The 23,621-nt window shown below is 27.9% G+C and carries 25 protein-coding genes and 1 pseudogene; 23 read left to right on the forward strand and 3 right to left on the reverse strand.

Annotated features, from left to right (window positions below; translation table 11 throughout):
- Positions 1 to 44: 44 nt before the first annotated feature.
- Positions 45 to 539 (reverse strand): recombinase family protein, encoded by a 495-nt coding sequence (locus KMP12_RS07920; RefSeq protein ID WP_483867052.1) that lies wholly within the window; start codon positions 537 to 539, stop codon positions 45 to 47.
- 312 nt (positions 540 to 851) lie between these two features.
- Here KMP12_RS07920 and nrdD (KMP12_RS07510) point away from each other — a divergent pair.
- The 4 genes and pseudogenes from nrdD (KMP12_RS07510) (at position 852) to KMP12_RS03405 (ending at position 4,077) form a co-directional block, all read left to right on the forward strand.
- Positions 852 to 1,400, forward strand: a pseudogene (nrdD, locus tag KMP12_RS07510) (anaerobic ribonucleoside-triphosphate reductase).
- A gap of 241 nt (positions 1,401 to 1,641) precedes the next feature.
- Positions 1,642 to 1,791 (forward strand): anaerobic ribonucleoside-triphosphate reductase, encoded by a 150-nt coding sequence (gene nrdD / locus KMP12_RS07515; protein WP_253195976.1) that lies wholly within the window; start codon positions 1,642 to 1,644, stop codon positions 1,789 to 1,791.
- A gap of 395 nt (positions 1,792 to 2,186) precedes the next feature.
- Positions 2,187 to 2,864, forward strand: coding sequence for a response regulator transcription factor (locus KMP12_RS03400; protein WP_215756341.1), 678 nt, complete (start codon positions 2,187 to 2,189; stop codon positions 2,862 to 2,864).
- Complete coding sequence (locus KMP12_RS03405) at positions 2,857 to 4,077, forward strand: sensor histidine kinase (protein ID WP_215756342.1); 1,221 nt, start codon at positions 2,857 to 2,859, stop codon at positions 4,075 to 4,077. The genes KMP12_RS03400 and KMP12_RS03405 overlap by 8 nt, the downstream gene beginning before the upstream one ends.
- A 145-nt stretch (positions 4,078 to 4,222) precedes the next feature.
- Here the strand turns inward: KMP12_RS03405 and KMP12_RS03410 are convergent, their stop codons facing one another.
- Entirely contained in the window at positions 4,223 to 5,434 is a 1,212-nt protein-coding gene (locus KMP12_RS03410) for a uracil-xanthine permease family protein (protein WP_215756343.1), read from the reverse strand.
- A gap of 185 nt (positions 5,435 to 5,619) precedes the next feature.
- Between KMP12_RS03410 and KMP12_RS03415 the strand changes: the two genes are divergently transcribed.
- From KMP12_RS03415 to KMP12_RS07520, 15 genes are all read left to right on the forward strand, one after another.
- Positions 5,620 to 6,123 carry a YceD family protein gene (locus tag KMP12_RS03415; protein ID WP_215756344.1) on the forward strand — a complete coding sequence of 168 codons (504 nt, stop codon included), beginning with the start codon at positions 5,620 to 5,622 and terminating at the stop codon, positions 6,121 to 6,123.
- A 34-nt stretch (positions 6,124 to 6,157) separates the two neighbouring features.
- Positions 6,158 to 6,334 (forward strand): 50S ribosomal protein L32, encoded by a 177-nt coding sequence (gene rpmF / locus KMP12_RS03420; RefSeq protein WP_215756345.1) that lies wholly within the window; start codon positions 6,158 to 6,160, stop codon positions 6,332 to 6,334.
- 645 nt (positions 6,335 to 6,979) lie between these two features.
- Entirely contained in the window at positions 6,980 to 7,702 is a 723-nt protein-coding gene (locus KMP12_RS03425) for a DUF554 domain-containing protein (RefSeq protein WP_215756346.1), read from the forward strand.
- A 156-nt stretch (positions 7,703 to 7,858) separates the two neighbouring features.
- Positions 7,859 to 8,554: a (d)CMP kinase gene (gene cmk, locus KMP12_RS03430; protein ID WP_215756347.1), complete on the forward strand. Its 696-nt coding sequence runs from the start codon at positions 7,859 to 7,861 to the stop codon at positions 8,552 to 8,554.
- Positions 8,539 to 9,147 carry a lysophospholipid acyltransferase family protein gene (locus KMP12_RS03435; RefSeq protein ID WP_215756348.1) on the forward strand — a complete coding sequence of 203 codons (609 nt, stop codon included), beginning with the start codon at positions 8,539 to 8,541 and terminating at the stop codon, positions 9,145 to 9,147. Before cmk ends, KMP12_RS03435 begins: the two co-directional genes overlap by 16 nt.
- Entirely contained in the window at positions 9,129 to 9,554 is a 426-nt protein-coding gene (locus KMP12_RS03440; protein ID WP_215756349.1) for an acyl-CoA thioesterase family protein, read from the forward strand. The genes KMP12_RS03435 and KMP12_RS03440 overlap by 19 nt, the downstream gene beginning before the upstream one ends.
- A gap of 75 nt (positions 9,555 to 9,629) precedes the next feature.
- Positions 9,630 to 10,778 (forward strand): cysteine desulfurase family protein, encoded by a 1,149-nt coding sequence (locus KMP12_RS03445; protein ID WP_215756350.1) that lies wholly within the window; start codon positions 9,630 to 9,632, stop codon positions 10,776 to 10,778.
- Positions 10,768 to 12,012, forward strand: coding sequence for a tRNA uracil 4-sulfurtransferase ThiI (gene thiI / locus KMP12_RS03450; protein ID WP_215756351.1), 1,245 nt, complete (start codon positions 10,768 to 10,770; stop codon positions 12,010 to 12,012). Before KMP12_RS03445 ends, thiI begins: the two co-directional genes overlap by 11 nt.
- Before the next feature lie 16 nt (positions 12,013 to 12,028).
- Entirely contained in the window at positions 12,029 to 13,336 is a 1,308-nt protein-coding gene (gene trmFO, locus KMP12_RS03455) for an FADH(2)-oxidizing methylenetetrahydrofolate--tRNA-(uracil(54)-C(5))-methyltransferase TrmFO (RefSeq protein ID WP_215756379.1), read from the forward strand.
- Positions 13,337 to 13,413: 77 nt separating this feature from the next.
- A complete protein-coding gene (gene codY, locus KMP12_RS03460; RefSeq protein WP_215756352.1) occupies positions 13,414 to 14,202 on the forward strand; it encodes a GTP-sensing pleiotropic transcriptional regulator CodY in 789 nt (262 codons plus the stop codon).
- Positions 14,203 to 14,496: 294 nt separating this feature from the next.
- Positions 14,497 to 15,519 (forward strand): phenylalanine--tRNA ligase subunit alpha, encoded by a 1,023-nt coding sequence (gene pheS, locus KMP12_RS03465; RefSeq protein ID WP_252344683.1) that lies wholly within the window; start codon positions 14,497 to 14,499, stop codon positions 15,517 to 15,519.
- Positions 15,520 to 15,532: 13 nt separating this feature from the next.
- On the forward strand, positions 15,533 to 17,923 hold the full coding sequence (pheT, locus tag KMP12_RS03470) for a phenylalanine--tRNA ligase subunit beta (protein WP_215756353.1): 2,391 nt from the start codon (positions 15,533 to 15,535) through the stop codon (positions 17,921 to 17,923).
- A 12-nt stretch (positions 17,924 to 17,935) separates the two neighbouring features.
- Positions 17,936 to 18,529: a glycerol-3-phosphate 1-O-acyltransferase PlsY gene (gene plsY, locus KMP12_RS03475; protein WP_215756354.1), complete on the forward strand. Its 594-nt coding sequence runs from the start codon at positions 17,936 to 17,938 to the stop codon at positions 18,527 to 18,529.
- Positions 18,530 to 18,573: 44 nt separating this feature from the next.
- Positions 18,574 to 19,425, forward strand: a complete 852-nt coding sequence (locus KMP12_RS03480; protein ID WP_215756355.1) for a bifunctional 5,10-methylenetetrahydrofolate dehydrogenase/5,10-methenyltetrahydrofolate cyclohydrolase — start codon at positions 18,574 to 18,576, stop codon at positions 19,423 to 19,425.
- Between the two features lie 146 nt (positions 19,426 to 19,571).
- Positions 19,572 to 19,751: a hypothetical protein gene (locus KMP12_RS07520; protein ID WP_252344684.1), complete on the forward strand. Its 180-nt coding sequence runs from the start codon at positions 19,572 to 19,574 to the stop codon at positions 19,749 to 19,751.
- A gap of 244 nt (positions 19,752 to 19,995) precedes the next feature.
- On the opposite strand, the gene KMP12_RS07525 is transcribed toward KMP12_RS07520, so the two are convergent.
- Positions 19,996 to 20,163 carry a hypothetical protein gene (locus KMP12_RS07525; RefSeq protein ID WP_252344685.1) on the reverse strand — a complete coding sequence of 56 codons (168 nt, stop codon included), beginning with the start codon at positions 20,161 to 20,163 and terminating at the stop codon, positions 19,996 to 19,998.
- Positions 20,164 to 20,290: 127 nt separating this feature from the next.
- On the opposite strand from KMP12_RS07525, the gene KMP12_RS07820 reads away from it, so the two are divergent.
- From KMP12_RS07820 to KMP12_RS03500, 4 genes are all read left to right on the forward strand, one after another.
- Entirely contained in the window at positions 20,291 to 20,956 is a 666-nt protein-coding gene (locus tag KMP12_RS07820) for a sulfurtransferase (RefSeq protein WP_371821660.1), read from the forward strand.
- Between the two features lie 169 nt (positions 20,957 to 21,125).
- On the forward strand, positions 21,126 to 21,410 hold the full coding sequence (locus tag KMP12_RS03490; RefSeq protein WP_215756356.1) for a hypothetical protein: 285 nt from the start codon (positions 21,126 to 21,128) through the stop codon (positions 21,408 to 21,410).
- A gap of 438 nt (positions 21,411 to 21,848) precedes the next feature.
- Entirely contained in the window at positions 21,849 to 22,862 is a 1,014-nt protein-coding gene (locus KMP12_RS03495) for a methionine ABC transporter ATP-binding protein (protein ID WP_215756381.1), read from the forward strand.
- A gap of 1 nt (position 22,863) precedes the next feature.
- Complete coding sequence (locus KMP12_RS03500; protein WP_215756357.1) at positions 22,864 to 23,523, forward strand: methionine ABC transporter permease; 660 nt, start codon at positions 22,864 to 22,866, stop codon at positions 23,521 to 23,523.
- Positions 23,524 to 23,621 lie beyond the last annotated feature (98 nt).

The raw sequence follows: 23,621 nt of genomic DNA on the forward strand, positions 1-23,621 counted from the left end.
TATTGTTTTTGCTGCTACTTTATCGACTATCCATTTATTGCTATCTATCTGTAAGGTGCTGTATTAGCCGTTGGCTTTTCGCTTTCACCTTTCACTTTAAAAGTTGACTTTATTTTCCTTGATGCACCCCTTGCATACCATTCGTTCATAATATTTCTAAAAGGGCTGAAATCATCTTCTTTGTAAAAACTATCTACATTATTATTTATGGCAATTAACCTAACTCCTTTTTGTCTTATTAATTCCATAAATTGACCAACTTTTAAATAATCACGCCCTATACAGCTCATATCTTTTACAATAACTGTTCCAATATTTCCTATATTGACTTGTTCCATCATTAATGTAAAACCAAGTCTATCAAATCTTTTTCCACTTATACCATCATCTGTAAAGTGAATGATATTATCTAAATCATTTTTGCTTGCATATTCTTCAAGTATTTTCTTTTGGTTAGAAATACTATTACTTTCTCCTTGAAATTCATCATCACGACTTAATCTCTCATAAAGTACTGTTATCTTTTTAAAATTTCTCAATGTTTAACCTTCTTTCTATCAATCTCTCTAATAAAAAAGAATTAAGCTAAACATTTTTCACTAAAACAGTGATTAAGTGTTCTTCTTAATTTTATTACTCCCTTTGTTAAATTAAATTATGATAAAAATTATAAACTAGCAAAAGAATGGATAGAGGGTGAAGATAAACAAAAACAATTTGCTTTAGAAAGAACAAAGAAAGATATTTATGACGCAATGAAGAGTTTAGAATATGAAATAAATACTTTGTATTAATTACAAGGGCAAACGCCTTTTACATCTTCAGGTTTCGACCTTGGAGAAGATTTTTTCATTCGTGAAGTTCAAAAAGCTATCTTAAAAGTAAGAATTAATAGTTTAGGAATAGAAAAAAGAACTGCCATATTTACAAAAATTATATTTACACTGAAAGATGGATTGAATTTGAAAGAAACAGATCCTAATTATGACATAAAAAAATTAGCTTTGGAATGTTCTATTAAGAGAATGTATCCTGATGTTATCATGTATTAGACACTAGTAAAAATTACTGGTTCTTGCAAAACAGCTATGTCTTACCGTTCATTTTTTCCAGCTTGGCAAGATGAAAATGGGAATAATATTGAAAGTGGTAGAATGAATTTGGGAGTAGTAACACTTAAATTAATACGCATAGCTATTGAATCAAATGGCAATAAAGAAAAATTTTGGAAAATATTACAAGAAAGATTGCATATCTGTAGAGATGCTTTAGTTTATCGTGCCAAAAGATGTGGGGAGGCAAAACTAGAAAATGCAGTAATTTTATATATGCATGGAGCTTTTGGAAAAAGGTTAGAAGCCAGTGAAAATGTTAGCAAATTATTTAAAAATAAATGTTAAACTCTATCTTTAGGATACATAGTACTTTATGAAGTTGCTGGTGTATTTTATGGAGGCGATTTGGAATAAAATAAAGAAGCAAAAGATTTTACCCTAGAAATAATGAAAGAGTTAAAACGTAATGTTGATGGATGGGCTGCCAAATATGACTAATGGTTTAGTATCTATTCTACACCCTCAGAAAGTTTAAAATATAGATTTTACCGAATATATTAAAGAAAAATACGGAAGTTTAGAAAATATTAATGACAAAGATTATTATAAAAATTCATATCACTATGATGTTAGTAAAAATCCTACTCCACTTGAGAAATTATATTTTGAAAAAGATTATCCAGATTATGCAAGTGTTGGTTTTATTCACTACTGCGATTACCCAGTTCTACGTTAAAATCCTAAAGCTCTAGAAGCTGTTTGGAATTACGCCTATGACAAGATTGGATATTTAGGAACTAATACGACCATAGAAAAATGTTATGAATGTGGTTGTTAAGGAGATTTTGAACCAAACTAAAAAAAGATTCAAATGCCCATAATGTAGCAACAGAAATACAAAAACTTGTGATATTGTTAAGAGAACGTGTGGTTACTTGGGTAATCCACAAGCACGACCAATGATTAAGGGATGGGGCAAAGAAATAGTTTTTCGTGTTAAACACATGAAATAAGCAAACAAGAATAGATTTGAAAAATCTATTCTTTTAATTTATAATAATTTTTATTTAAACTTAATTTTAATTTTTCAATTTAAAATAAAACTGTAATTAAGTTATTGTGGAGGAATGTATGAGGTTATTATTAGCAGAAGATGAAAAAGATTTGGCAGAAGCCCTAGAAGCTATGCTAAAACATAATAATTATTCAATAGATGTTGTACATAATGGTCAAGATGCTCTAGACTATCTTTTATTAGATGATTATGACGGAGCTATACTTGATGTAATGATGCCAAAAATGGACGGAATAACCGTTGTAAAAAAAATTAGAGAAGAAAAAAAAAACACACCAATTTTAATACTAACTGCAAAATCAGAAATAGAAGATAAGGTAATGGGTTTAGATAGCGGTGCAGATGATTATTTAACAAAACCTTTTGCATCAAAAGAATTGTTGGCTCGTGTCCGTTCTATGACACGCAGACAGGCAACTTTTACAAGTAATGAATTAAAATTTGGCAATGTAAAATTAAATAAATTAACATTTGAATTATCAACTAACAAAGATAGTTACAGACTATCGAACAAAGAATTTCAAATTATGGAAATGCTAATGAGAAATCCTTGGAATGTTATTCCCACAGAAAACTTTTTAGAAAAAATTTGGGGATATGACAGCGAATCAGAAATAAATGTAGTTTGGGTGAATATATCCTATTTAAGAAGAAAGCTAAAATCTCTTGGAGCAAATATTCAAATAAAAGCTACAAGAAATGTTGGCTACACTCTGGAGGAATTAAATGATTAATACCTTACGCAGAAAATTTATTTTAGTTTCTGTTTCTACTGTTACTTTTGTAATATCGGCAGTATTTATTATTATAAATTTTTTAAATTACAATAATATTTCATCAAGAAGTGATGAAGTAATAAATAAATTTAAAAATGAACCCATACTTCTTAGAGAAATTATCGAAAATGGGACAGAAAATGGAAGTAGGGGAATAGTTTCTTCGGACAAAAATTTTTATAATGGTTTCTTTATTGCTCAAATAACAGACTACAATCAAATTATTAATATTTATAACAGAGATAACAGTGTTGGAATAGTTAAGGCGAAAGAAATTATCCAAGAAGCACTTGATGAAAATAATGACGGAGGATATATCGACTATTACAAATACGGTTATGTTGATTATGGAATAGAAAAATATATAGTATGTGCCAATGTAGAAAGAGAGCTAGGAATATTTTACCAATTTCTTACAAATAGCATCATAGTGGCTCTAGTTATAATAATAGTAATTTCAATTATTCTCGTAATAAGTTCAAAAAAAATAGTTGAACCAATAGAAATAAATTATGAAAAACAAAAACAATTTGTTACCGATGCTAGTCATGAATTAAAAACACCTCTCACAATAATAATTTCTAATGCAGATGTTTTAGAAATGGAAGTAGGCAAGTCAAAATGGTTAGACAATATTCATAATCAAATTGAGAGATTAACACACTTAATAAATAGTTTGGTAGCATTCAGCAGGGCAGAAGAAAGGGAAAATTTAATTAAAAATAATTTTTCTATGACAAATTTAGTTAAGTCAAGATTAGAAGACTTTCAAGAACTTGCTAATTTTAAAGATAAGGAAATTGTAGCCGATATTGCTGAAAATATTTTTTATAGTGGCGATAAGCAAACAATTATGCAGGTAATAGATATTTTACTTGATAATGCAATAAAATATGCTGATGATAATAGTATTATTAATGTTAATCTAACTAGCAACAAGAAAAGTATAAATCTAGTTGTTAGAAATAAAACAGAGGGAATAAAAGAGGGAGATTTAAGTAAAGTCTTTGATAGATTTTATCGACTTGATGAATCAAGAAATAGTAAAACTAAGGGATATGGAATAGGTTTATCTTTAGCAAAACTTATAATAGATAGGCATAAATCACAAATCAAGGCTTATGCTCCCAAAGATGATGAATTTATTATAGATATAAAATTTTTATTATAAAGAAAAAAGCTAGCATATTGATAATTTTTAAAATTAATTACCAATATGCTAGCTTTTTATATTATTCTTCTTTTCTCGGCAAAACTAAGTTTAAAATAAAAGCAATTATTGTTGCGATTATTATAGGTGAACTACCTATAAATGTTTAGAAAGCTAAAGGTGTTTTTGCTAGCGTTGCTGGGACAGTTGTTAGTCCTAGTCCAAATGCTAGAGATATACCAAGAATACCTGCATTTCTATTTTTCATTTTTTCTCTACTTATCAATTTTATACCGTTGATAGTAATTATTGAAAATACTGATAGAGTAGCTCCTCCTAAAACAGGATATGGAATAGTTGTCATAATAGAAGAAAATTTAGGGAAAAATCCTAGTGCTAAGATAATAATACCAGCAATAGTAACTACTTTTTTACTAACAACTTTAGTAATACTAATAATTCCAATATTTTGTGCAAAAGATGAAGAAGGTAAACCACCTAAAATAGCAGTTAGAAAACCACTAAGCTCTTTACTCATTAAGGCTCCTGATACTTCATTTTTACTAGCTTCCCTGTTAATTGCACCTACTGTAAGAGATGACACGTCCCCAATAACTTGTATAGATGTTACTAGATACATAACTATCATAGTAATAATTGCTCCAGTGTGAAACTCTATACCTAATGGTAAAACTTTAGGATATGATAGGTAAGGTGCAGAAGAAACTGCAGAAAAATCAACCAAACCAAAAGCAAAAGATAATAAATATCCAACAACTATTCCTATAAGAATACTAAGTATTTTTATATATCCTTTTCCAAAATGGTCGATAGCTAAGACTACTACTAAGGTTATAATAGCAACAGCCCAGTTAGTAAGATTTCCATATTCTTGTGTGTTTGATACTCCAGCCATATAAGAAATAGCTACGGGATAAAGTGAAATTCCCATAGAAAGAACTGTTGTACCTGTAACTATTGGAGGGAAATATTTTATAATTTTTTCTATAAATAATCCAAAGAAAACTAAGAAAATACTTCCTACTAAGCAGGCACCAAAGACTGAAGAAAATCCATAGTTAGAGTTTATAGTAATAATGACAGGAACGAATGCAAAGTTAGTACCCATAACTATTGGAAGTCTAGCACCAAATTTCCAAATACCATATATTTGTAATATTGTTGCAAGTCCAGCACAAATCATAGAGGACTGCACCATCTCTGTAATTTGTGCTGGTTTCAACCCAATACTCTGAGCAATTATAATAGCTGGTGCTATATTACCAATTATCATTGCAAGGACGTGTTGAATAGATATGGGTAGAGATTTACTAAAACTAGGATTACCATCCAACTTGAATAGTTCGGAATTAGACATAAAAGATTATTCCTTTTTAATTTTTATTTTGTATTCATATATATTAATATAAAAAATAATTTATTTCAAGTAATAAAAAATATTTTTTAACGAACTTTAAATATAAAAACAAGTGTAAACTTTTTATGTTGACATAAATATAATTATAAGTTATAATGATGATTGTGTTTATGAGGTGATATTTAATGAAATGGTTAAGATCTTCTTTATTCAAAGATAATAGTGATAAATTTATTTTTGAAGAAGAATTAGATATCAATATTGAAAATTTTACTCCCGCTATAAGTAGTATAGATAATATAAAAATTAGTGGAGTTCTCACAAGAAACGGTCAAGATAAAATTTTTGTCGATTTGCTTATCACAGGAACTTATAATGTTTATTCTAGTAGGACTATGAATATAATTTCTGTTCCTTTTGATATAGAAGAAAGAGAGGAATTTATTGATAAGTCATTTCTATATGGTGATGAAGATTATGATGTTAATGTTATGGATAGATTTATTGATATAAGTCATCTTGTTACTGAACTAATAATTTTGAACGCCCCGCTAAATTATTATTTAGAAAATGAAGAAATAGAATATAGTAGTGGTAAAGATTGGAAATTAATATCTGATGATTATATTGAAGAAAAGAAAAAGGAAAATCCTTTTTCTGCTTTAAGTGATATGTTTAAAGAAAGCTAATTCTCAGAATTAAATTATATGGAGGAAGTTAACTATGGCAGTTCCTTTTAGAAGAACATCGAAAACAGCTAAAAGAAAAAGAAGAACACATAAAAAATTATCTTCACCAGCTATTACTTTAGATGCTCAAAGTGGTAACTATGTAATGGGTCATCGTATTGATAGAAAAACTGGTATGTATAAAGGTAAACAAGTTCTAGACGTAAAATAATTAGATATTACCTAAGCAACTCTTTTGAGTTGCTTTTTTTAATACTAAAACAAAAAATATGACTACAACTTAAAGTAAACTAAGTTCGCCTATAAATATATAAAATGAAGTTTGATAGTTTAGATATTTTCTAAGTCTATTGTTAATTTCCATTAAATTGTTTATTAATTTTTCTTACCTCAATGCTGATTTATATTTTTTGTTTTTCTCTGCTTTTATATCTTCATAACTTGGTTTATATATCCTAAATATTGTAAAATGCTGAAGTCTTAAAATTTCTGCTATTATTCTAGTGGAAATTCGTAATTTCTTAATAATTCTATATTCTTTCTATTATTTAATTTAATAATTTATAACTCACATTTATCTTTGTGTGTTTTTACCGTTATTAACATTTTTCACTAAGTTATTATGTTTTTGTAATGTTTGTCACGTTTTATTTTATGAGCTAAGAATTATAATAAGTATTTTTATATTTATACAAGAAAAAATATTTTTTGTAATCTTTTTTAGTCAACGTATTTGCCAAAGAAGCATTAATTTTATACTAATTTTATTTTTATAGCGAATAAATTTTTTAAAATTTTTCTTACGAAAAAAATTCATTTATGCTATAATGATTATTTATAAGTTGGAGGTGATATTTTGATAGGAATTGGAACGCTAGTAAATACTTTAGCAATTATTACAGGAGGAGTATTAGGTTTATTTTTAAAAAATGGGATACCAGATAGAATAAAAAATTCTATACTAAAAATAATGGGACTGTCTGTTTTGTTAATGGGTCTTATTGGATTTTTAGAAAATATATTTTTTATTGATAATAGTATTATTAAATCAAAGAGTACAATGGTTATAACTATTGCGTTAGTGCTTGGTGTAATTGTTGGAGAAGTAATTGATATAGAAAAATATTTTGAAAAGTTTGGTTTTTATTTAAAATCAAAAGTAAGTAGTAAGGGCGATAATAATTTTGTTGAAGGATTTGTAACAACTTCTTTAATATTTTGTATAGGAGCTATGGGGATTTTAGGTTCTATTGCTGATGGAATAAATCATGACCCGAGTATTCTTTACAATAAAGCAATGCTCGATGGTATTACTTCTATGATTTTTGCATCTATGTTAGGTTTTGGTGTAATATTTTCTGCTCTTGCAGTTTTCTGCTATCAAGGGACAATAACATTATTATCATTTTTTATTGCCGACTATTTCACACAAGATATTATGGTTGGAATTTCAACTCTAGGTTCTATAATGATTTTTTGTTTGGGAAGTAATATGCTCTTTAAAACTAATGTAAAAGTTGGAAATATGTTACCAGCCTTATTAGTTGCCATTTTGTTTAAAATTTTTCATTTATTTTAAAAAGTTTTATTTTGTTTGCTAAATTCAAAAATTATATTTTTTATTTTGAAATAGGTAGACAGAAATAGAACTTTTTATTATTAAAATATTAGAATTAGCATTTACTTATAGTTTATAGTATAATGGTATGGATATATTTATTAAGGAGTAATATTTATGTTTTTTGCAGTAGCTATTGACGGTCCTGCTGGTTCTGGTAAAAGTACAATAACAAAAAGAGTAGCCAAGGAATTAGCATTTAATTATGTTGACACAGGAGCCTTATACCGTTCATTAACCTATAATTTTTTAATTCAAGGTTTAAAAGAATTAAATGAAGAAAAAATTAAAAAAATTTTAGATAATACAAAAATAAAAGTTTACTTTGATGATTTTGTTCAGAAGCAAGAAATAAATGAACAAGATGTTACAGATAAAATTAGAACGTCAGAAGTATCTACTTACACATCATTATTTGCTAAAAGTAAGAATGTTAGAGATTTTCTTATAAATGTTCAAAGAGGTTTGGCTAATAGTTGTAATGTTATAATGGATGGCAGGGACATAGGATCGGTAGTCTTACCCAATGCCAATGTAAAAATCTATCTTACAGCTTCAGTAGAAGAAAGAGCTAATAGAAGATATAAGGAAATGCTAAAATCTGGTAATTGTAGCGATATAAGTATAGAAGAAATACAAAAACAAATTTCCCAGCGTGATTATCAAGATGAAAATCGTGATATAGCTCCCTTAATTATGGTAGAAGATGCAATAAAAATAGATACAACTGAATTTACCATAGATGAGGTAGTAGATAAAATAAAAAATATTATTTTAAAAAAATACGAGGTAACAAAGTGTATAAGTTTGTAAAATTTTCTCTAACTCTTTATTATAAAATTTTTTATAAAGTAGAAGTTGTCAATAAGGGAAAACTAGAAAATTCCAAAGGAATGGTAATATCTGGTAATCATTTAAGTAATCACGACCCCTTGCTATTTGTTCCCTTTTTTGAAAATAAAATTCGCTTTATTGCAAAAGAAGAATTATTTAGGGTACCCTTATTAAAAAACTTTCTACAATCTACAAATGCTATTCCTGTAAAAAGGGGAACTTTTGACAGAGCTTGTATAACAGAAGCAATATCAGCCTTAAAAAATGGAGATAATATTGGTATTTTTCCAGAAGGTACTCGCTCTTACGCAAAAGATTTAAAATTAGGCAAGGCTCATAATGGTGTATCTTTAATATCGACAAGAGCAGAAGCTAAAGTTTTAACTTTTGCTATTATCCCCGAGAAAAATTTTAGAATTTTTTCAAAGATTAAGATAGTAATTGGTGATGTGATAGATACAGCCGATTTAAAAAAACATGGCTATAAACATGACGACATAACTAATGAAATAATGAAATCAATTCAAAATATTATAGACAAGGAGAATCAAAAATGTACGAAAAAACTATAAAATTCAAACTAGAGAAAAAATTTTTTAATAAATACGATTATTTAGATAATAAATATATTTATGAATGGCTAACACTAGCAAGAAAATATTTTTTAAATAGTTTGGGAATAGATATTGATTCTTTAGGAAATTATGGTTTCTACTATACGGATATTGAAATAAGAATATACATAAAAAATAATATAAAATTACAAAATAAGGACTTATTTATCAAGACAACATTAGCTAAGCATAATGGTATAAAATCAATATTTAATTATGAAGCCTATATTGATGGTCAGTTGCTACTAACTGCATCTAGCACACATAATGTATTGCGTTCAGATAGTGATAGAGCTGTTAGAATGGATAGATATTTACCAAAATGGGACCAAATATTAAAAGATGTGGTAAATAATGAATTGTAATATTTTAAAAGTATCTTAAGAATAGTCATGCTATCTTTTAAGATACTTATATTTTGAATAAAGGAGAATAAAGTTTTGATATATTTGGATAATGCGGCTACTACAAAACCCTTTAAAGAAGTATTAGAAACATTTATAGAAGTCAATAAAAATTATTATGGTAACACTGCAAGTATAAATAGTTATGGCAAAACAAATGCTAAGCTATTAGAAGCTAGTAGAAATCAAATAGCAGATATTCTTAAAATAAAAAGTAACAATATTTATTTTACTTCTGGAGCAACAGAAAGTAATAATATAGCCATACTAGGTGTTGCTCTGCATAAAAAAGATTTTGGCAAACACATTATAACTTCTAAAATAGAACATCCGTCAGTATTAGAAACCTTTCGTTCTTTAGAAAATCAAGGTTTTAAATTAGATTATATAAAAATTCTTCCAAATGGAAAAATAGATTTAGAACATCTAAAAAAATTACTTAGTAAGGATACAGTTTTACTTAGCGTAATGCAGGTTAATAATGTTTTTGGAGCTATACAACCAATTTCAGAAATAATAGAAATTTTAAAAGATTATCCCAAAGTACATTTTCATGTAGACGGTGTACAAGGTGTGATTAAGGATAAAATTAATCTTGATGAAATAGACAGTTATTCAATTTCTGCCCATAAATTTCATGGTTTAAAAGGAATTGGTTTACTCTATATAAAATCTAGGAGAGCCATTCAAAATATTAATTTTGGTGGGGGTCAAGAAGATAATTTACGAAACGGTACAGTGAATTTACCTAGTATAGTCGCCATGGCTAAGGCTATGCGTCTGTATGCAGAACAAATAGAAACAATAAAAAATAATCATAAAAATTTTAAAAAATATCTAGTAGAAGAATTATCAAAACTAGAATATGTCGAGATAAATTCTCCCTTAGCTGATACTTATGTTGATTCGATAGTAAATATAAGTCTACCAAAAATAAAAGGCGAAGCTATAATCAATGCTTTAAATGATGAGGGAATAATGATTTCGACAACCAGTGCTTGCTCATCTAAAAAATTTAATGTAAATGAAGCTTTAAATGCCCGTGGATTAGATGAAGATAATATCAAGGGAAGTATCAGAATAAGTTTTTCATATTTTACAAATATGCAAGAAATAGAAAAATTTGTTGAATTATTTAAAGAAAAATATAAGCAATTTAAAGAGGTAATAGAAAGTGGAATATAGTCATATTATAGTTAGGTATGGAGAATTAACTCTAAAATCAGGAAATAGAAATGAATTTTTAAAAAAACTAACAAAAAATATAAAATTAAATTTTAAAGAATTTAAGGGTTATCATATTCAGACAAAAAGAGATAGAATGTATATTCACTTAGATAATAATGAATATTTATCTGGAATGTTAGCTGTATTTAAAAAAATACCAGGTATTCACACATTTTCTCCTGTTATTAAATCACCTTTAGAAATAGATGAAGCCGAGAAAAAAATAGATATATTATTACAAAGTAAACTTGATAAAGAATATAAGTTTAAAATACAAACAAAACGTCCGAATAAAAATTTTCATAAGAATACAAATGAACTAAATAATATTTTTGGTAGCCATGTTTTAACAAATTATAGTAATTTAAAAGTAGATGTAAAAAATCCTGATTTTGTAATAAATGTCGAAGTAAGAAGTGAGGGTATATTTATTTTTACAGATTTTCTAAAAGGCTTGGGTGGTTTTCCTGCGAATACATCTTCTAAAGCTTTGTTGTTATTATCTGGAGGGATAGATTCCCCAGTTGCAGCCCACATGTTACAGGTTAAGGGAGTAGAAGTAGATATGATTCATTTTCAATCACCACCATTTACGTCTAATGAAGCCCTTGAAAAAATATTTAGTTTATCAAAAAAACTTAGTCAAACGGTAGGTACGGTAAAAGTACATGTAGTTAATTTTACAAAACTTCAAACTGAAATAGTAAAAAGAATACCCTCGAATTACACTATGACTTCTACAAGACGTTTTATGCTTAGAATATCAGAACTAATTGCAAAAAAAGAAGGGTGCTTAGCTCTTGCCACAGGAGAGTCTTTAGGACAAGTGGCTAGTCAAACATTAGAATCTATGAATTGTATTAACAGTGTAACTAATTTACCTGTACTAAGACCCCTACTTACAATGGACAAAATTGATATTATTAAGATAGCTACTGATATAGAAACTTATGAAATTTCTAATTTGCCTTTTGAAGATTGCTGTACAATATTTACACCTAAATCACCAAAAACAAAACCAAAATTAGAAAAAATCGAAGAATATGAAAGTCGAGATGATTATTCAGACTTAATAGACTTAACACTTGAAAGTGTGAAAACATATTTAGTGAATAAAAGTTCGGTTACTTTATTTGAAGATGAACAAGAAGTAATTGATAGGGAAAAAGAAAAATTTTCAAACTTATTATAAAGTAGAAAGAGAGAAAATTATGGAAAAAATAATAGTAATAGGAGCAGGTTTAGCTGGAAGTGAAGCAGCTTGGCAAATAGCAGAAAGAGGTATTAAGGTTGAACTTTATGAAATGCGATCTAAAAAAATGACACCAGCCCACAAAACAAATAATTTTGCAGAATTAGTATGTTCTAATTCTCTTAGGGCAAATGGACTGACAAACGGAGTAGGATTATTAAAAGAAGAAATGCGTCGCATAAATTCATTAATTATTTCTTGTGCCGATGCTACACAAGTTCCAGCTGGAGGTGCTTTAGCAGTAGATAGGAAAAAATTTTCTGAAATGATAACAGAGAAAATAAAAAATCATTCTAACATCACAGTAATAGAAAAAGAAATTACTGAAATACCTAAGACAGACACTCCAGTAATTATAGCAACTGGTCCTTTAACATCCGATGCTTTAGCAGAAGAAATAAAAAAATATACAAAACAAACAGGACTTTATTTTTATGATGCGGCGGCACCTATTGTAGAAAAAGATTCGATAGATATGAATAAAGTTTACTTGAAATCTCGTTATGATAAAGGAGAGGCAGCCTATCTTAACTGCCCCATGACAAAAGAAGAATTTGAAGTATTTTATAATGAATTAATCAAGGCAGAAGTAGCCCCTTTAAAAGAATTTGAAAAAGAAATATATTTTGAAGGCTGTATGCCTTTTGAAGAAATGGCAAAGCGTGGAGAAAAAACTTTATTATTTGGACCTATGAAACCGGTAGGGTTAGAAGACCCAACTGGCAAAAGACCCTATGCAGTAGTTCAACTTCGTCAAGATAATTCTGAAGGAACACTTTATAATATAGTGGGTTTTCAAACTCATTTAAAATGGGGAGAACAAAAAAGAATAATAAATCTTATTCCAGGTTTAGAAAATGCAAATATTGTTCGTTATGGTGTTATGCACAGAAATACTTATTTAAACTCGCCAACACTTTTAAAAAGAACTTATCAATTAAGAGGGCAAGAAAATATTTATTTTGCAGGGCAAATGACAGGAGTAGAAGGTTATGTTGAAAGTGCCGCATCTGGTATTGTAGCAGCATTGAATGCCGTTAATAATTCTAAAGGTAAAGAAATAATTTTTCCAACTGAAACAATGATTGGAGCAATGGCAAATTATATCGTTGATAATACGAGTAAAAATTTTCAACCCATTAATGCAAATTTCGGAATAATAAAACCTTTAGAAGAAAGAATAAAGGATAAAAAAGAAAAATATTCTAAGTATGCAGAACGTTCATTAGAAATTTTAAGTAAATTTTTAGAAAATATAGAATAAATATTTTAAAAATTATTTACATTTTATATAAATAACTGTATAATCTTAGGGGAGTAAATTAATTATAGGAGGAGAAAATGGCAAGTCTATTACAAAAAACTAGAAAAATAAGTGCTATTTTGCAAGAAGGAAGACATTCAAAAGTTGATTTTGAAGCAATGGCTATGAGACTTAGCGCAATTCTTGACTCTGTTGTATATATTTTAGATAATGATGGAAAAATATTAGGTTATGATTCTAGTATTGATTACTCAAATGAGCGTCTTGATGATATGATAAAAACTGGACGTGTAACAAATGATTATATCAATGCGGCTCTTAAAGTTTATTCTACTAAAGTTGATATACCTTTTAGACATGAACTTTCTATTTTTCCAATAGAAGAGGAAGAAAGATTTGACGGAAGAAGTTATACTGTAATTTTACCTGTTAGGGGTGCTGGCGAAAGACTTGGAACTCTTGTTATCGGTAAACTTGGAGAAAATTTTGAAGAAGATGATCTTGTTCTTGCTGAATATGCTTCAACGGTAGTAGGAATTGAAATATTACACGAAAATCAGGATAGAGAAAAAAATATTGCACGCGATAAAGATTTAGTAGTTATGTCTATGAACTCACTATCTTATTCTGAAAAAGAAGCGGTTGAACATATTTTTAAAGAATTAGATGGTAAAGAAGGTTTATTAATAGCTAGTAAGATAGCTGACAGAGTAGGGATTACTCGTTCAGTAATAGTAAACGCACTTAGAAAATTAGAAAGTGCTGGAATTATTGAATCGAAATCACTGGGTATGAAAGGAACTTTTATAAAAGTGCAAAAAGATTATTTCCTAGAATACATACTCAGTGGAGAAGAATTAAAATAATAAAATAAAAGCGTAGACTAAGAGGTTATATATTAAAGTTTTTACAGGAAATAATTCTATAACTGAGAGAATTATAAAACTAGATATGTATTTTTAACTTATGAGTAATTGTATAAGCGCCGGTGAGTACAATCGTTTGATTTGCGTTAAAAATCAATTAAGGAGAGTTAAAAATTACTCTTGAACTTGGGTGGTACCACGAACTTATTCGTCCCTGTAACAAATATTTGTTGCGGGGATTTTTATATTATAGAAAATAAATTAAAAAAAGAAATTTAAGAAGGAGAAATTTTAATGAATTTAGAACAATTAAAAGAGGAATATCAAAATTTAGTAAAAGAGATAAAAGATGAAAAATCACTTTATGATTTAAAAGTTAAGTTTTTAGGTAAAAAAGGTGCTTTGACTGAAATTATGAAAGGAGCAAAAAAATTATCTCCTGAAGAACGACCAGCTTTTGGTAAGGCTGTAAATGAAATTAAAGAATATATAAATAATAGTTTGGAAGAAACAAAAGAATATTTAATAAATAAAGCTACGGAAATGAAATTAGCAAGTGAAGAAATAGACGTAACCCTACCTTCTCGAAAAATAAATAGGGGAGGAATGAATCCTCTAAACAAAGTTATTGAAGAAATAGAGGAATTATTTATATCTATGGGTTATTCTGTTGCTGAAGGACCAGAGGTAGAAACAGACCATTTTAATTTTGAAATGTTAAATTTACCTAAAAATCATCCAGCAAGAGATATGCAAGATTCATTTTATATAACTAATGAACTTTTAATGAGAACTCAAACATCTCCTGTACAAGCAAGAGAAATGTTAAAGGCAAAAGGTAAGGGACCAGTAAAAATTATTTGTCCAGGTAAAGTATTTAGACGTGATAATGACGATGCTACTCACTCACATCAATTTACACAAATAGAGGGATTAGTAGTTGATAAGAATATAAGTTTTTCTGACTTGAAAGGAACTTTAGAATATTTAATAAAATCAATTTTTGGAGAAAATAAAAAAATTCGTTTGCGTCCTAGCTTTTTCCCATTTACTGAACCATCTGTTGAAGTAGATATTTCTTGGGGTAATGAAGATGATGAAGAAAACATAAAATGGTTAGAAATTTTAGGTGCAGGTATGGTACACCCCAACGTTTTAAAAATGGCAGGTTTTGATCCGGAAGTTTATTCAGGTTTTGCATTTGGAATGGGACCAGAACGTATCGCTATGTTGAAATATGGAATTTCTGATATAAGAAGTTTTTATACAAATGACGTAAGATTTTTAGAACAATTTGTTAGTAAAAGAAATGATTAATTAGGAGGATAATATGTTACTTAGTTATAACTGGTTAAAAGAATTAATTGATATAGATGACAGTGTAGAAAAATTAGCTGATAAAATTACTCGTGGTGGTTTAGAAGTAGAAGAATTAATTAAATTAGATAAAGACCTATCAGGTTTAGTAGTAGGTTATGTAAAAGAAAAAGAAAAACATCCAGATGCAGAAAAATTAAATATTTGTAGCGTAGATGTAGGTGATGAAGTATTACAAATAGTATGTGGAGCAACCAACGTATCAAAAGGTCAATATGTTATAGTAGCAAAAGTAGGAGCAAAACTACCAGGTTTAAAAATAAAAAAAGCTAAACTTCGTGGCGTTGAATCACAAGGTATGATATGTTCTTTAAAAGAATTAGGTTTATCTAACTCAGTAGTTCCTAAAAATTCTCAAGAAGGAATATATGTTTTTAATAAGCCTATTCAAGTTGGTAGTGATGTTATAGAATTATTAGGTTTAAATGATACAATAATTGATATTTCTATCACACCAAATAGGGCAGATGCTTTGAGTATACGTGGAATTGTTTATGAAGTTGCTACACTCTATAATAAAAAATCAAATTTCAAAGAAATTTTAAATAATGAAAATTATCCTGCAACAAACTTAAATATAGAAATAGAAAGTGAAAATTGTTTATCTTATTGTGGGCAAATAGTAAATAATATAAAAATAGAAGAATCTCCACTTTGGTTGCAATCAAAATTAATGAGAGCAGGCATAAGACCTATTAATAATATTGTTGATATTACTAATTATGTTTTATTAGAATATGGTCAACCTATGCACGCTTTTGACAAAAATCTTTTAGGTGAAAAAATTTTAGTTCGTAATGCTAAAGAAAATGAAAAAATAATCACTCTAGATGGAGAAGAAAGAGAACTACTAGCAACAGACTTAGTTATTACAGACGGTACTCTTCCAGTAGCCTTAGCAGGAGTAATGGGCGGAGCAGATACAGAAATATCAGAAAAAACAACAAGTATTGTGCTAGAGTCTGCATATTTTTCTCCATTATCTGTAAGAAAAACTTCAGCATATCATAATTTAAGAAGCGAATCTTCAACACGTTTTGAAAAAGGAATAGATACAAAATTACAATTACTAGCACTGGGAAGAGCAGTGGAGTTAATAAAAGAATTATGCCCTGAGGCAAGTCCAGAAAAAATTGTAGCACTAGAAAAAGAAAATAAAGAAAAAGAAATAGTAGTAAGTACTGCATACATAAATAATTATATAGGTATAAAACTTACAACAAAAGAAATAGCAGATATACTTTTATCACTAAATTTTATTGTGAAAATAAATGAAGAAGAATTAATAATTACAGTTCCGACAAGAAGACCTGATATAACAATCAAGCAAGATATAGCAGAAGAAGTTGCTAGATTATACGGTTATGATAATATACCTTCAACCCTACCAAAATTTTCTAATTCAACTAAAGGCGGTTTAACATACAAACAAAATTTAGTGCGTGAGATAAGAAAATTATATGTGAATTTAGGATTTTCAGACACAATAAATTATTCTTTAGTATCAGATAAAGAAGCCAGTCAATTTACATTAGCAAAAAAAGAAAAAGTTGCTTTATTAATGCCAATGTCAGAAAATCACTCAACACTTCGTCAAACTTTGTTATCAGGATTATTAAATACGGTAGTTTATAACAAGGCACGTCGTAATGAAAATTTAAAATTACTTGAAATAGGTAAGGTATTTTTTGGCAGTGGTGATGACAATGTTCAACCACAAGAAGAATTATATATAGCTGGAGCCATAACTGGTAAAGAACAAGTAACTAAGTGGCTAAAAGAAGAAAGAAAAATAGATTTTTATGACCTTAAAGCCTATTTAGAATTATTATTTGTAAAATTAGGATTGCAAGAAAATATTTCCTACCAAAAAGCAAATATAGATTTAATGCACCCGGGTCGCACAGCAAAAGTTTTTTATAATGATGAAGAAATAGGATTTATTGGAGAAATACATCCTACTTATGCTAGAGACTTAGACTTAGAAGAAACTTATGTTTTTGAAATTAATTTGGATAAAATACTATCTAACGATAAAGTTAAACCAACTTATTTTGAAATTTCTAAGTATCCTCGTGTTAGTCGTGATATTGCCATGTTGATTGATGAAAAAGATGAATTTAAAAATATTGAAAAGTTAATTAAAAATATTCCTAATAAATTAATTACGAATATAGAATTATTTGATATTTATCAAGGAATAGGTTTACCAAGTGGGAAAAAATCTATAGCTATAACAGTATTTTATAATGATAAAGAAAAAACTTTAACAGAAGAAGAAATAACAAAAGTTCATAGCCAAGTAATAGATGAATTAGTAAAATATGGTGTAACAATAAGATAAGAGGAAAAGTATATGACGATATTTTTATTACTCTTATTATCATACTTGCTTGGTTCTATACCATTTGCTTTGATAATAGGAAAAATATTTTTTAACAAAGATATTAGAAATATGGGAAGCGGAAATTTAGGTACAACCAATATGATAAGAAATCTTGGTAAAAAAGCAGGACTTGCAGTTTTTTTCTTGGATTTTTTAAAGGGTATTCTTAGTTTAATTATTGCCAATAAAATTTTAGGAGATGTAACCTATCTAACCTTATTTGGAGCTTTTGCGATGATAGGACATATTTTTCCTGTATTTGCTAACTTCAAAGGTGGTAAGGCTGTGGCGACAGGTTCATCTGTATTCGTGTATCTTTATCCTTATCTAGCATTAGCACTAATAATAATATTTTTTATAAATTTATTTATAACGGGCTATGTGTCTCTTGGAAGTATTATAATTTCTTTTTTAGGAGCCTTATATATAGGAATATTTGGTGTCGGACTTGATAGATACATAATGGTATTTATGTGTATGTTCATAATATATATGCACAAAGATAATATTATTAGAATAATTAAGGGAACAGAAAATATTTCAAAATTAAAAATAAAAAAATAAATTTTATTATAAATATTTGATTATAAAAATATTAAGGAGATGTAATGACTTATATAATTGACGGAAAAAAAATAGCAAGTGAAATAAGAAATGAAATAAAAAATCAAGCACAGAGTTTACTTGATAGGGGAATAATACCAACTTTAGCAGTAATATTAGTAGGAGATAATAGAGCCTCAAGAAGTTATGTAAATTCTAAGCACAAGGCCTGCTTAGAAAATAAAATAAATTCTGTGAAAATAGAACTTGCAGAAAATATTTCTGAGGAAAATCTTTTGCAAGAAATAGAAAAATTAAATAATGATAATTCTGTGCATGGTATTTTAGTTCAGTTACCCCTACCTAAACATATTAATTCAGAAAAAATATTAGAAGCTATAACCATAGAAAAAGATGTTGATGGTTTTAATCCTATAAACGTAGGAAAATTAACGCTAGGCACTGCAGAACTTATTCCATGTACGCCGTTAGGAATAATGAGTTTAATAGAAAGTGTAGAAGAAAATATAGAAGGGAAAAATGCTTTAGTTATAGGTAGAAGTAATATTGTTGGCAAACCAGTTGCTAGTTTGTTACTTCAAAAAAATGCAACAGTAACGATAGCACACTCAAAAACTAAAAATTTATCAGAATTAATAGCAAGGGCAGATATTATTGTATCTTGCGTGGGGATAGCACATTTCTTAACAGATGAATATAATTATAAAAACACAGCAACTGTTATAGATGTAGGAAATAATTATAAAGATGATAAATTAGTAGGAGATGTTGATTTTGAAAAAGTTAAAGAAAAAGTAAAACATATATCTCCTGTTCCTGGTGGTGTCGGACCAATGACGATAACTATGTTAATGTATAATACTATACTGGCACAGAAAGTTCAGAATAATAAATAAAAATTAATCGGCAGAAACCCATATATGTACTTCTGTCGTACGTAAAATATAGAAACAAACTATTGAAATTTTAAAATTTTTATGATATTATACATCAGTAGGATAAAAAAAGAAATGATAAGTGCTAGGTTAGAACATAAGGCAAAATGTACAATAAAAAATTAATTTCATTTTTAGCGGTTGCAGGATTAGTTGTTACAGGATGTTATAGTCAAAGTAGCAATCAAAAAACAACTACACTAGTAAAAGAAGTAAAAACAATTACTTCAGAAGATTTTACAAAAGCATTAACTGATACGAGCTATCAACTTGTTTACACTCGTTAAGACTCATCATTTAATGGTTTTACAAATGGAGATGTAACTTATGGAGGGACATTTAAAAAATGCAATTCAATATAGTGTGTCATTTGTAGTAAAAAGTAAATTCTTCAAAACTTGCTAAATTCGTTAGTAATAAAGGTATAGCTAAAGATAAAAAAGTAGTTCTATATTATACAAATAAAGAAAATTTAACAAAAGTATCTGACTAATTAGCAAAAATAGGTTATGATGTATTAAAATTCGAAGACTACAAAACATTTGCAAATACAGAAGCAAATAAAGATAAAATTGTAGCAGAACCAAAATTTGATACATTAGTAACTGCTTCATGCTTAAAAACTTTTGGTAAAACACCAGAAACTTGTATAAATTCTAAATATAAAGTATTTGAAGTTTCTTGGGGAGAATTAGACAAGGCTAAAGATTATAATGAAGAACACATCAAAGGTTCTTATCACGTTAATACTGACTGGGTAGAAGAATAACCAGTATGTAATTATCTACCGTCAGATAAAATAAAAGAAAATCTTTTAAAACAATGTATTACAGCAGACACAACAGTTGTTCTTTACGGAAAAGCTCCTAACGGAGTAATACGTGTTTACTTAGTGCTTAAAATATTAGGAGTTAAAGATGTAAGATCCTTAAACGGAGGATTACCTGCTTGGAAAGAAGTTGGTGGAGAAGTAGAAAAAAATGCTAATACACCTAGACCTGAATCAGAATTTGGAGAAACTTCGACAAATAATGATTTCTTAATTTCTAGAGCAACAGAAATGGCTGAGAGATTAAAACAAGGAAATATTAAACTTGTAAGTATTCGAGCTTGGGATGAGAACACAGGAAAAACAAGTGGATATGATTATATTCCAAAAGCTGGAGAACCAAAAGGAGCTATATTCGGTTTCTCTGGAGAAAATGCTAATAATATGGATGACTACTTAGACCCAGACGGAACACTAAGAAACCCACAAGAAATTTATAATTTATGGGCTGGTCAAGGAATAAAAGCAGATGATACAATAGCTATGTTTTGTGGAACTGGTTGGAGAAATACAATTCCTTGGTTTATGACTGAACTTACTGGTCGTGCTAATACATACTTCTATGACGGAGGATGGAATGACTGGCAAATGACAGAAAATCTTCCTGTTGATATTAACAAAGATAAAACAACTAAACCAGACGCTAAAAACGACTGGAAATAAAAATAATAGGGACTGCATTAGTAGTCCCTATTTAAAATATTTATAAAGTAAATTATTGTAAAAAATTATTTTTATACATGTAATATTACTTGAAAATTCAGTTGAAATAATTTATTTTAAATTTAAGTTGTAATATTTAAATTTAAAAAATATTTTAAGGGAGGAAGAAATGAAAAATAGAAATATATATTTTATAATATCTTTATTAGAAATATTTTTAACTTTTGCAATATTAATTTGGAATAATTTAAAAGATGCAAAAATGGGAATTGTAAGACATATAACATTTTGGAATAATTATAAATTTAATTCTATATTCACAAGTAATATAGAATTAATAATATTAATATTTATAACTTTATTTTTTATTTATCATGGAATTAGTTTTATAAAGTTTAATATGTTAGGTAAATTAGAAATTATTTTTACATGTGTAGCTCTTATTTTATATTAAAATATAATGTTAAAATTGAATTTATATATTATTATGTAATTATTTATATTATTTTATTAAACACTTTGCAATTTTTAAAATTATTTACTATTAAGAAAATTAAATAATAGTATTGACAATAAATATATATAGTGATATACTTTTCATTAATATTAGACAGAAGCATTGATGAGTAGCATATAGAATATTTAAAGAGAGCATACGTTTGCTGAGAGTATGTAATATGAAATTTGTGAATATGGTCTATGTTTGTCAATAGAGTAAGCAATTAAAATTAGTGAACTTTATTCGTTGTGCCACGTTATAGGCAAAGGCTATGTTAGTAGCTGAAGTAAAAATCAAGGTGGTACCGCGTTTTGACGCCCTTATTGTATATGCAATAAGGGTGTTTTTATTTTTATAATATTGAAAAGGAGAAATACAATGACAAAAAAATCAATTATAGAGTTAAAAAATGTAAATAAAATCTATAAAAATAATGTTCATGCAATTAAAAATATAGACTTGAATGTCGAAAAAGGAGATATTTATGGAATAATAGGTTACTCAGGTGCAGGAAAATCTACATTAATCAGATTATTAAATGGTCTTGAAACTGCAACAGACGGTCAAGTTATTGTTTTGGGAGAAGATTTTGGAAAAATCAGTAATGAGAAACGTCGTCTAAAAAGACAAAATATTGGAATGATTTTTCAACATTTCAATTTACTTTGGAGCAGAACTGTTGCAGAAAATATTGAATTTCCTTTAGAAATTTTAGGAGTTGCTAAAGATGAAAGAAAAAAAAGAGTTGATGAACTTGTAAAACTTGTAGGTTTAGAAGATAGAAAAGATAATTATCCATCTCAATTATCTGGAGGACAAAAACAACGCGTTGGTATAGCGAGAGCCTTGGCAGGTAATCCTAAAATTTTACTTTGTGATGAAGCAACAAGTGCATTAGACCCTGAAACAACAGCTGATGTATTAGAATTAATTAATGAAATTCATAAAAAAATAAATATTACAGTTGTTTTAATAACGCATGAAATGAATGTAGTAAAAACTATCTGCACTAAAGTTGCAGTAATAGACAATGGTGAAATTGTAGAATCTGGTTTAGTGTATGATGTATTTTATAAACCGCAACAAGAAGTTACAAAACGCTTCTTAAAACAAACAGCATTTAGTTCAGAAAAATCAGCCAATAAAAATATAAAAAATTGGAAAGAAACTTTTGTTAATGGAAAAATAGTAAAATTAACATTTGATGACAAACATTTTAGCGAACCAATAGTAAGTAAACTAGCAAAAGAAAATTCAGTAACTGTTAATATTATCCAAGGTAAAATTGATAAAATAAAAACAGGGAATATCGGAACTTTATATATACAGATTGTTGGAGAAGATAATAATATAGAGCAAGCTATTAATAAATTATATGAATTAGAAATTTCTGTGGAGGTATTATAATATGGATTTTTCAAGAGTAAATTGGGACAAAATAATAGAAAAAACAATAGAAACATTGATAATGACATCAGAATCTTTAATAGCAGTTTTTATTTTAGGTATGGTTTTAGGATTATTACTTTATTTAACATCAACAAGTAATAATAAATTAGTAATAACTGTTTACACAATAATAACTGCAATAGTAAATATATTTAGGGCTATACCTTTTATTATTTTAATAGTTCTATTAATACCTTTTACAAAAGTTCTAGTCGGTACAATTTTAGGTGTGCAAGCAGCTATACCAGCCTTGATAATATCATCAGCACCATTTTATGCTCGTTTAGTAGAAATTGGCTTGCGAGAAGTTGACAAGGGAGTTATCGAAGCAGCTAAAGCAATGGGAGCAAAAAATATTACTATTATTACAAAAGTTCTTATCCCAGAAAGCAAGCCAGCTTTAATATCAGGAATTACAGTTACAGCTATCGCCCTTGTTGGTTCAACTGCTATGGCAGGTGTTATTGGCGCTGGAGGTCTTGGGAACTTAGCCTACTTAGATGGTTTTCAACGTAATAATAATGCAGTAACTTTAGTTTCTACAATAGTAATTTTGATAATAGTATTTGTCGTTCAATACCTAGGAGATTTTGCAGTTAAGAAAGTAGATAAGAGATAATTTTTTAGCAACTTTAAAATTATTTTTAGTATAAAAATTTTGAGTATAAAATAATTTTTCAATTTTAATATTATAATTTATTACAATAAATTATATAC

Source organism: Gemella sp. zg-1178 (assembly GCF_018790995.1).
Taxonomy (GTDB): Bacteria; Bacillota; Bacilli; order Staphylococcales; family Gemellaceae; genus Gemelliphila.

Excerpts from the sequence above, each read along its gene's own strand:
- rpmF (WP_215756345.1), top strand. The coding sequence starts at position 6,158 with ATGGCAGTTCCTTTTAGAAGAACATCGAAAACAGCTAAAAGAAAAAGA.
- KMP12_RS07520 (WP_252344684.1), top strand. The coding sequence starts at position 19,572 with ATGTACAATAAAAAATTAATTTCATTTTTAGCGGTTGCAGGATTAGTT.
- KMP12_RS03415 (WP_215756344.1), top strand. The coding sequence starts at position 5,620 with ATGAAATGGTTAAGATCTTCTTTATTCAAAGATAATAGTGATAAATTT.
- codY (WP_215756352.1), top strand. The coding sequence starts at position 13,414 with ATGGCAAGTCTATTACAAAAAACTAGAAAAATAAGTGCTATTTTGCAA.
- KMP12_RS03490 (WP_215756356.1), top strand. The coding sequence starts at position 21,126 with ATGAAAAATAGAAATATATATTTTATAATATCTTTATTAGAAATATTT.
- KMP12_RS03440 (WP_215756349.1), top strand. The coding sequence starts at position 9,129 with ATGTACGAAAAAACTATAAAATTCAAACTAGAGAAAAAATTTTTTAAT.
- plsY (WP_215756354.1), top strand. The coding sequence starts at position 17,936 with ATGACGATATTTTTATTACTCTTATTATCATACTTGCTTGGTTCTATA.
- KMP12_RS03405 (WP_215756342.1), top strand. The coding sequence starts at position 2,857 with ATGATTAATACCTTACGCAGAAAATTTATTTTAGTTTCTGTTTCTACT.
- cmk (WP_215756347.1), top strand. The coding sequence starts at position 7,859 with ATGTTTTTTGCAGTAGCTATTGACGGTCCTGCTGGTTCTGGTAAAAGT.
- KMP12_RS03500 (WP_215756357.1), top strand. The coding sequence starts at position 22,864 with ATGGATTTTTCAAGAGTAAATTGGGACAAAATAATAGAAAAAACAATA.
- KMP12_RS03400 (WP_215756341.1), top strand. The coding sequence starts at position 2,187 with ATGAGGTTATTATTAGCAGAAGATGAAAAAGATTTGGCAGAAGCCCTA.
- pheT (WP_215756353.1), top strand. The coding sequence starts at position 15,533 with ATGTTACTTAGTTATAACTGGTTAAAAGAATTAATTGATATAGATGAC.
- KMP12_RS03410 (WP_215756343.1), bottom strand. The coding sequence starts at position 5,434 with ATGTCTAATTCCGAACTATTCAAGTTGGATGGTAATCCTAGTTTTAGT.
- pheS (WP_252344683.1), top strand. The coding sequence starts at position 14,497 with ATGAATTTAGAACAATTAAAAGAGGAATATCAAAATTTAGTAAAAGAG.
- KMP12_RS03480 (WP_215756355.1), top strand. The coding sequence starts at position 18,574 with ATGACTTATATAATTGACGGAAAAAAAATAGCAAGTGAAATAAGAAAT.